Annotated in this window: 12 protein-coding genes and 1 pseudogene; 8 read left to right on the top strand and 5 right to left on the bottom strand. The window is 62.8% G+C overall.

Translation table 11 applies throughout. From position 1 onward, the window contains the following. Positions 1-53: 53 nt before the first annotated feature. On the bottom strand, positions 54-233 hold the full coding sequence (locus EOA85_RS20400) for a hypothetical protein (RefSeq protein ID WP_095520890.1): 180 nt from the start codon (positions 231-233) through the stop codon (positions 54-56). 136 nt (positions 234-369) lie between these two features. Between EOA85_RS20400 and EOA85_RS20395 the strand changes: the two genes are divergently transcribed. Further along, positions 370-630 (top strand): hypothetical protein, encoded by a 261-nt coding sequence (locus EOA85_RS20395; RefSeq protein ID WP_095520889.1) that lies wholly within the window; start codon positions 370-372, stop codon positions 628-630. Positions 631-633: 3 nt separating this feature from the next. Then, on the top strand, positions 634-894 hold the full coding sequence (locus EOA85_RS20390) for a hypothetical protein (protein ID WP_127210940.1): 261 nt from the start codon (positions 634-636) through the stop codon (positions 892-894). Here EOA85_RS20390 and EOA85_RS20385 read toward each other — a convergent pair. Further along, positions 891-1,604, bottom strand: coding sequence for an SOS response-associated peptidase (locus EOA85_RS20385; RefSeq protein ID WP_127210939.1), 714 nt, complete (start codon positions 1,602-1,604; stop codon positions 891-893). The genes EOA85_RS20390 and EOA85_RS20385 overlap by 4 nt on opposite strands. Before the next feature lie 278 nt (positions 1,605-1,882). Between EOA85_RS20385 and EOA85_RS20380 the strand changes: the two genes are divergently transcribed. The 4 genes from EOA85_RS20380 (at position 1,883) to minE (ending at position 4,452) form a co-directional block, all read left to right on the top strand. After that, positions 1,883-2,326, top strand: coding sequence for a hypothetical protein (locus tag EOA85_RS20380; RefSeq protein ID WP_065009078.1), 444 nt, complete (start codon positions 1,883-1,885; stop codon positions 2,324-2,326). A 169-nt stretch (positions 2,327-2,495) separates the two neighbouring features. Further along, the gene (minC, locus tag EOA85_RS20375; RefSeq protein ID WP_127210938.1) at positions 2,496-3,257 is read left to right on the top strand and encodes a septum site-determining protein MinC; all 762 of its coding nucleotides are present in this window, start codon (positions 2,496-2,498) and stop codon (positions 3,255-3,257) included. A 110-nt stretch (positions 3,258-3,367) separates the two neighbouring features. Beyond that, the gene (gene minD / locus EOA85_RS20370; protein ID WP_029351318.1) at positions 3,368-4,183 is read left to right on the top strand and encodes a septum site-determining protein MinD; all 816 of its coding nucleotides are present in this window, start codon (positions 3,368-3,370) and stop codon (positions 4,181-4,183) included. Next, positions 4,180-4,452, top strand: coding sequence for a cell division topological specificity factor MinE (minE, locus tag EOA85_RS20365; protein ID WP_029351320.1), 273 nt, complete (start codon positions 4,180-4,182; stop codon positions 4,450-4,452). The genes minD and minE overlap by 4 nt, the downstream gene beginning before the upstream one ends. Before the next feature lie 114 nt (positions 4,453-4,566). Here minE and EOA85_RS39130 read toward each other — a convergent pair whose 3' ends face one another. Together EOA85_RS39130 and EOA85_RS20350 are read right to left on the bottom strand one after the other, a co-directional pair. Beyond that, entirely contained in the window at positions 4,567-4,761 is a 195-nt protein-coding gene (locus EOA85_RS39130; protein WP_245485899.1) for a hypothetical protein, read from the bottom strand. A gap of 271 nt (positions 4,762-5,032) precedes the next feature. Beyond that, a complete protein-coding gene (locus tag EOA85_RS20350; protein WP_065009076.1) occupies positions 5,033-5,632 on the bottom strand; it encodes a YdeI/OmpD-associated family protein in 600 nt (199 codons plus the stop codon). 252 nt (positions 5,633-5,884) lie between these two features. On the opposite strand from EOA85_RS20350, the gene EOA85_RS20345 reads away from it, so the two are divergent. Further along, positions 5,885-6,496: a hypothetical protein gene (locus tag EOA85_RS20345; protein WP_127210937.1), complete on the top strand. Its 612-nt coding sequence runs from the start codon at positions 5,885-5,887 to the stop codon at positions 6,494-6,496. Positions 6,497-6,541: 45 nt separating this feature from the next. Here the strand turns inward: EOA85_RS20345 and EOA85_RS20340 are convergent, their stop codons facing one another. After that, positions 6,542-7,444, bottom strand: a complete 903-nt coding sequence (locus EOA85_RS20340) for a S1C family serine protease (protein WP_065009074.1) — start codon at positions 7,442-7,444, stop codon at positions 6,542-6,544. A gap of 281 nt (positions 7,445-7,725) precedes the next feature. Here EOA85_RS20340 and EOA85_RS20335 point away from each other — a divergent pair. After that, a pseudogene (locus EOA85_RS20335) lies at positions 7,726-8,187 on the top strand (glutathione-dependent disulfide-bond oxidoreductase); the annotation flags it as partial.

Here is an 8,187-nt window from a genome sequence, read left to right as displayed (position 1 = left end):
GACATTCAACGGCACGGTTGAACACGCGTCCTGCTGCCGTCATCTCTGAGCGCCTAGCGCGTCGCCCGCCGCGATCCCTCAACCGCGTCGAGCCGCTCCTGCAAATGCCCATTCAGCACGATCATTTCCTTGAGGGCCCTCACCGCATCGCCCTTGTGCCGGGCGATGAACCTGTCGGCGATGGCCTGAAGGGCGGCCTCCTGGCGGCTGTCGAGCGTCACGATGTGGTCCATGGAGATGCCTCCAAATGTTTCTGTTCAAATTGAACAAAACGGGAACAAATATGTCAAGTGTGAATTGACTCCGTGAGGAATTCATTCCTATTTGTCAGCAGGTGGGGCGGTTGCTCACAAATTAGGGAGAGCCGCGATGGGCAGACGAAAAAGCCGGTTTGACAGGCTGTCGACGAGGGATGCGGAGGCGATCATCAGGGACGCTCTGAGCCTGCGCAGGACGGTGCTTTCGTCGCAGCTGCATCTGAAGGCGCATGGCGAGCTGTATTGGCAGCTTAGTGGACTTGTCGACAAATTGCATGAGGTGATGGCCAGCCTAGCGAACAAGGAGCCCGATTTCCGGATGCCGGACCTTGGCCTGCTTCCGCTTCCCGAGGACTATTTGGCCCGGAAATGACCGATGGCCGGGCCGATGGACAGCGTTGGACGTGCCGCGAAGGCCAACATGCTGCTGATCGTCGAGTGCGGCCATTGCTACCATGTGGGACGCTTCCGGGCCAATGATGTCGCGCAGGTGGTGGGCTGGAACAAGCCGCTGGAAGCGATCAGGTTCAGGTGCAAACGGTGCAGCCGGAAGGACACTACCGTGCGCACCCAGTTCATCGACCAGGACCACCCGCCGAAGGGCTATATCTGGGTGCTGCAGAAGTTCAAGCTTTAGAACAGCGAACCCTGTACGGGCGCCTGTGACGCCTGCGGCGGAAACTTGATCTGCGTCGCCGGCTTGTGGACGATCACCAGCGCGTCGTCGGGTGCCGTGCGCTGCAGGTGCCTGGCCTCCGACCACGGCGCTGTCAGCCAGGTCTCGGTTTCCTCCTGGGTGGTCAGGATGACAGGCATCGCCTTCTCGTGAATCGGCGCGATCAGGGCGTTTGGCTTGGTGGTCAGAAAACCATAGAGCTCGAAGTCGCCGGGGCCGTCCTTGACCTTGCGCACGCCTTGCCAGCGCGTCCACAGGCCGGCGAAGAAGAACAGCGGCTGCTCCTCGTTCAGCGCGAACCAGTAGTTCCTCTGGATACCGGTATCCGGGTCCTTGTCGCCCGGCGCCGGGCTCGGTTCGGCGAAGCTGGTGAGCGGCACCACGCAGCGGTTCTCGATGCCGAGATATTGCTGCCAGTGGCCGTATTGCGGGTTGCGGATGTTGGTGGTGCCGTAGTCGGCCTTGCCCTTCACCCGCTCAATCGGCGTCGGCATGCCCCACAGCAGATTGGCCAGCTCGCGCGTCCCGTCCGGCGCGTTGCGCACCACCGGGCCGGGCTGATTGGGGTAGATGTCGATGGAGGGCTCGAGATTGCCGAGGATGTCGCGCAGGGCGCGGGTCCACTGGCGGATCGCCTCCTGGCTGGTGGTGATGTTGTAGAGGTTGCACATGTCGAGCCCTCAGGGATGTTCAGGCATCTTGTGGGAAAGGGCAGGGAAATTCCAGCGCCGTCCGCTCGGCTGCTGACACGCTACCCCAGCCACCACCACAGCGCCGCGATCACCGCCGCCACCCGGGCGATCGACCGCGCCAGAAGGAAACTACCGTGCGCAGCGGCGAACCGCGGGCTCCGCTTACGCAACGGACGCCGATTGTGCGCGTTCTACCCATTAGGAGGAGCATCGGGATATGACGCCTGGTCTCATGCGCTTACAATCGGAGGCAAACCATGATGTCTAAGTTCAAAGAAGCCCTTGAGCGCGGGAAGGAAGCCCGTGAGCAAGAGGGGAAGGTCCGCAATAAGAAGGCGGAGGCAGGTGTGGTGGACTTCGGCGCGCAAGCCAGGGCCTGGCTAAACCACGTCGTGGTTGCGTCGTTGGAGGCGGCCAAGGCTGAAGTGGCGGGCGAGGTGACTGTCGAGATGGACACCGCGCCACGCCGCCAAGCCAAAGCGTCAACACCATCTATCCGGTTCAAAGTCTACAGCAAGCAGGGCGTGGCGAAGGAGGAAGTCGGAAGGACGTTCACGGTCAACGTTCAGCTGAGTGGGCAAGTGTCGGTCTCTTCGCCCGGGATGGTGGCAAGAGAAGTGGGAAACATAGGGGATAGGACTGACGAGCGGTTCTCTACCTTGCTAGCGGAACTTATCGAGGACGCAGCAAAGGGCACTTAGCCAGCAAGGTGTCGAGAAGGGCAAGCAATTTCCAGCGCTGCCCGCTCGGCTGCTGACACGGCCGGGCCAGTCAGTAAATGGCTTTCCTAATGTCGCGAATACCCCCTCCGTTAACCTTTCGTTAACCATGGCTGGCTAGCGTTTACCTATCAGTAAGGAATCGCTGTCCGTGACCTTCGCCGCCCCCGTCGAGACCAAATCCATTCGTTTTCGCGCCCGCTCGTTCGTCGCCTTCACGCTGACGCCGGAGGCCCCGCTTTCTGAGTGGCTGGAGAGCCTCGATCGCTGGATCGGCAATTCACCGGGCTATTTCGCCGGCCGGCCGGTGGTGCTCAACCTCAACACGCTGAAGCCTGAGGTCGGCCAGATCGAAGCGCTGGTTGCTGAGCTTGGCCTGCGCGGCATCCGCATCTACGCCATCGAGCTCGACGGCAGCACGGCGCTCGAGGCCAATCTGCCGCCCGTGCTGATCGGTGCGAAAGAGGCCACCGCCGGGCTGCTGATGCAGGCCGACAGCAAGGGCAGGCCTGAAGAGGCGGGCAAGCCGGAAGAGGCGGGCAGGGCGGAACAGGGCAAGCCAGAAGACAGGCAGCCGGAAGCGCCCGCCACGCTGATGGTCAAGACGCCGATCCGCTCGGGCCAGTCGGTCTTCCACGCGCATGGCGATGTCATCGTGCTGGGCTCCGTCGCCTCCGGTTCCGAGATCGTCGCCGCCGGCTCCATCCATGTCTACGGCACGCTGCGCGGGCGGGCGTCGGCCGGTGTGCTCGGCCATTCGGCGGCGCGCATCTTCTGCCGCAAGAACGAGGCCGAGCTGCTGTCGGTCGACGGCTGGTATTGCACTGCCGAGGAGATGGAGCCGTCCTTGCGTGGAAAGGCGGTGCAGGCGTTTCTCGAAAAAGACACGTTGCGTATCGCGCCGTTCAGCTAAGCATGCCGGCCAAAGGTGCGCAATGTTTTTATAATGGCATCTGAAACAAGCACTTAAGCGGATCCCAAATCAGACGCTTAACAATACCAACAACAATAATGGAGGCATATATGGGCAAGGTAGTGGTGGTCACCTCGGGCAAGGGGGGCGTCGGCAAGACGACTTCGACTGCCGCCCTTGGTGCCGCGGTCGCGAGGACCGGCAAGAAGGTGGCCCTGGTCGATTTCGACGTCGGCTTAAGGAATCTCGATCTGATCATGGGCGCCGAGCGGCGGGTGGTGTTCGACCTGGTCAACGTCATCCAGGGAACGGCCAAGCTCTCGCAGGCGCTGATCCGCGACAAGCGGGTCGAGACGCTGTTCCTGCTGCCGGCCTCGCAGACGCGCGACAAGGATGCGCTGACCGAGGAGGGCGTCGGCGAGGTGATAGAAAAGCTAAGCTCGGTGTTCGACTATGTCTTCTGCGACAGTCCGGCCGGCATCGAGCGCGGCGCGCAGCTTGCCATGCGCTTTGCCGACGAGGCGGTCATCGTCACCAACCCGGAAGTCAGCTCGGTGCGCGATTCCGATCGCATCATCGGCCTGCTCGACGCCAGGACCGTCAAGGCCGAGCGGGGCGAACAGATCGCCAAGCACGTGCTGGTGACGCGTTATGATGCGGCCCGCGCGGCTCGCGGCGAAATGCTCTCGATCGACGACGTTCTGGAGATCCTGTCGACGCCGCTCCTGGGCATCATTCCCGAAAGCCAGGACGTGCTCAAGGCCTCCAACCTCGGTTCGCCGGTGACGCTCAGCGATCCGACGAATTCCGCCGCCCGCGCCTATATCGAGGCGGCCAAACGGCTCGAGGGCGAGGAACTGCCGGTCGTCGTGCCGTTCGAGCGCAAGGGCTTTCTCGATCGGCTTTTTGGAAGGAGGGCAGCATGAACCTGTTAGACCTCTTCAAGCGGCGCGGCAGCGCGCCGGTGGCCCGCGAGCGGCTGCAGGTGCTGCTCGCCTATGAGCGCCGCAACCGCAGCCAGCCCGATCTCGTCTCGGTGCTGCGCGAGGAGATCATGGCCGTTATCGCCAGGCATGTGCAGATCGACCAGGATTACCTGCAGGTCTCGATGGATCGCGGCGAGACGATGTCGACGCTGGAGATCGACATTCAGATCCCCAACAAGAGCGCAAGGCCATTGGCCATGTCGGCCTGAGCGGCAGTGTTGCGGCCAGAGAAGCGCCGGAAAACTCCGGCGCCGCGCAGCGCTCCGCGAGCTGTCGCTTTCGACCTGCGCAGACCTGATCCCACCTGGCTCAGGCCTGTTGGCTCACGCCTTGGCCTTGAAGCGCGCCGCCTCCTCCGAACCGCTTGTGGCGTCGCCTGCGCTATAGGAATGCGCGCCGGCGTGGGAAGTGTGCCTGGCCGCCGCGATAGCGGTCGAGCTTCGTAAGCCCGTCCCGCGCATAGTTTGACGAGTAACCGTCGACCGATCGTCATAGAGGACGCAAACGACCTTTGCCATTTTTGATCTCCTTCGTCTGTCAACGAGGAAGACGCTCCGTTGTTAAGGCTGCCCGCCAAAACGAACGGGCGGCCACTCTGGTTTGTCAGAGGCCAGCAACTCTTAGCGCTTCCTGGGAAAGTTGCGCGCTATTGCGAACTAGATGGAGGAGCCGGACGTGGCTTCAAGGCCAGCGGCAGGCAACGGTGCCGCGTTGCTCTTCGGACCTTGGGCGTAACGAACGACGGGCTGCCATTGCAGCCACTGCCGCGGTGGCGCCAGCCACAAAACCTCACTTCTTCCCTTGCGGGTAGATCGTTTCGCCGCGTTTCAGCATCTCGACAAAGGCGGCGATCTTCTTTTTGCGCCCGGCCTCGGTCTTCATGTTGTGGATGCGGAAGGCGAGCGCGAAACGGTTCTGCGCGCTGAGCGTTGCCAGCATCGCCTTTGCCTTGGGCTCGGCATCGATGGCCGCCTGCAAGTCCCCGGGGATTTTCATATCCTTGCCGCTTCCGTAAGCGCGCGCCCAGCGACCGTCGGCCTTCGCTGCCTCGACCTGTTTCAGCCCGTGCTCGGTCATCCGGCCTTCCTCGATCAGCCGGGCGACGTTGTCGACGTTGATCTGGCTCCAGGTGCTCTTCCTGCCGCGCGGCGTGTAGCGCTGCAAATAGCTCTTGTCGTCGAGCCCCTTGCGCACGGCGTCGATCCAACCCCAGCACAGCACGACGTCGATGGCCTGCTTGGGCGTGATCGAAGGCAGCCCCGAATCGACCTTGTGTATCTTGATCCAGACTTCTGTCTCGGTGTCGTGGTGCTTGCCGAGCCAGGTGTAGAAGCTTTCGGCATCGCCGAATTCGCGCACTTTTTCAGGGTCGACCTTGACCGGCGGCATTAACCGGCCTGCCTTGGTGGTCCGGTGACACCCCGCGCTCGCTCATCGGATGTCTCAGCCATCGTTCCTCCCTCTGCGCCGCCGCATCCGTCTGGATGAAGCAACAGCGGGGAAGCGTCAACAGGTGGATGTAGCTGCCAGTCCGCCCCCTCTGTCCCGGCGCCCATGGCGGTTCTTCCAACCGTGATGTAACAGTCTCCTTGCAGAAGGGCCCATGATAGGCTCGGCGGGCCTCAACTGGGGGATGTGGACATGCGAGCGATGCTGTTCGGCCTGATGTTGCTGGCGCCAACCGTGGCCCTGGCGGAACCGATAGAAACCCAGAAGATCATCACCGCGCTGACCGGCGACTGGAATGGCGACGGCGCCGTCGACCTGGCGATGATCGTCGAGACCCAACCAAGCGAACCGATGGACATGCATTTCTTTCTCAGGGATCGCGAACACAACTTTTTGCGTCCTGCCGGCATCGTGCGTGACCAGATTCTCGGCGAGTGGAACGGTTACGACCGCTCCGGCTACGAGGCCTCCGACACCGAGCCGGAGCTGACCGCACTGCCCAACGGCTCGATCAAACTGTATCTGCCGGCGATGCCGGTCGGCAGCAAACGGACCAACCAGACGCTGACGCTCGCTTACCGCGACGGCGCCTTTATTGTCGCCGGCTTTGCCTATGATTATCATGACTATTTTGAAGACAATGTCGCAAGCGAGTGCGACTACAATGTTTTGTCCGGCAAGGGCAAAAGCAGCAAGATGCAGCCCGATGGCACCACCGCGCACGCGACCGTGTCGGTCGAGGGCAAGGTCATTGCCTTTTCTGAGTGGAACCCTGGAACAGGCTTCAGCGCCTGCGGCGAGTGAGGGCAGCGCCCCCGCATCACGAAGATCTGACCGGTATGGACTGCTTCACTGCAGCTGCGGTTTCTTGAGAAAGCTGTTGCGGTCGGCCGACTTGACGCGCAGCCAGGTTTCGCGGCCGTCGCGCACCACCCGCAATGGGATCTCGGCGCCCGCCGGGTTCTGCCACAGCTTGCGGTAGAAGTCGGCGAGCCCGTCGACTTCGCCGTCGCGGACGTCCGAGATGATGTCGCCCTGGCGCAAGCCGGCTTCGGCGGCGGGGCTGCCTTCGGCGACGCTCATCACCACGACCTCGCCATTGCTTTCGGCGGAGAAGGCGCCGAGCCATGGGCGCGGTGGCTTGGCAACCTGGCCGCGTGTCAGGAGATCGTCGAGAATGGGCGGCAGAAGGTCGATCGGCACCACCATGTTGATGTCGGCGATCTCGCCGGCGCGGCTCATCTGCAGGCGCAGCGAACCGATGCCAAGCAGCCTGCCGTCCTGCCCGATGAGTGCCGCACCTCCCCATGACGGATGGGCCGGCGCGGTGAAGATCGCCTCGTCCAGGAGATACTCCCAATAGCCGGCGAATTCCTGTTTGGTGACGATGTGCGCCCTGACCGCCTGGCCGATGCCGTCGGCGAGCACCACGGGGTCGCCCGCCATCGCCCTGGCCGCGTCGCCGAAAGCCACGGCGGGCAGGCCGAGCGGGGCCAGCGCCTGCACCAGGCCGAAGCCCGATTCCTGGTCATAGGCAAGCGCGTGGGCGGGAACCACGCGCCCGTTATGGTCGGTCAGCCAGACTTCTTCCGCCTCGGTAATGAGATAGCCGATGGTGAGCACCAGCCCGTTATCGCGAATGACCACGCCGCTGCCTTCCCGGCTCGTGCCCAGCGCGTTGGCGGTGAAGGCGTCGTCGGGGATCGAGGCCCGAACCGCCACGATGGACCGCAAAATGGTATCGATGGTCATGCTCTCAATCCCGGCAAGCGATGCGTGGGCCGGCAAGGCCCGATATCCCTATAGGTATGGCGCACGTGACGAGGCGCAAGGGCATCGATTAGCCCTTCCCCTCCGGGCCTAGTAGGGAGAAGGGGCGCGCGGCATCGGCAATAGTTCAACATAAGTTGAACTTCCTGGCGACCGCACTACCTGTAACTATGTGTAGACGAACCTGCCCCACCCTCCCGCTCTCATCGCGCAAGCTGATCCTCCCCAAGACGCTCCCCGCTCACAACACAAGGCCTCCCAAGATGAACCAATATACACCGCCGAAAGTATGGACCTGGAACAAGGAAAATGGCGGCGCCTTCGCCAGCATCAACCGGCCGATCGCGGGCCCGACGCATGACAAGGAGCTGCCGGTCGGCAAGCATCCGCTGCAGCTTTATTCGCAGGCGACACCGAACGGCGTCAAGGTGACGATCATGCTGGAGGAGCTCTTGGCGCTCGGCCACAAAGGTGCCGAATATGACGCCTGGCTGATCAGGATCAACGACGGCGACCAGTTCGGCAGCGGCTTCGTCGAGGTCAATCCCAACTCCAAGATTCCTGCGCTGATGGACCGCAGCGGGCCAAAGCCGATCCGCGTCTTCGAATCCGGCTCGATCCTGGTGCATCTGGCCGAAAAATTCGGCGAATTCCTGCCGACCGAGCAGCCGGCGCGCGCAGAAACCCTGTCGTGGCTGTTCTGGCAGATGGGCTCGGCGCCCTAT

The sequence above is a fragment of the Mesorhizobium sp. M5C.F.Ca.IN.020.29.1.1 genome, assembly GCF_003997375.1.
Lineage (GTDB): Bacteria > Pseudomonadota > Alphaproteobacteria > Rhizobiales > Rhizobiaceae > Mesorhizobium > Mesorhizobium wenxiniae.
The sequence above is the reverse complement of the archived record's forward strand: the minus strand, read 5'-3'. Positions and strand labels throughout refer to the sequence as shown.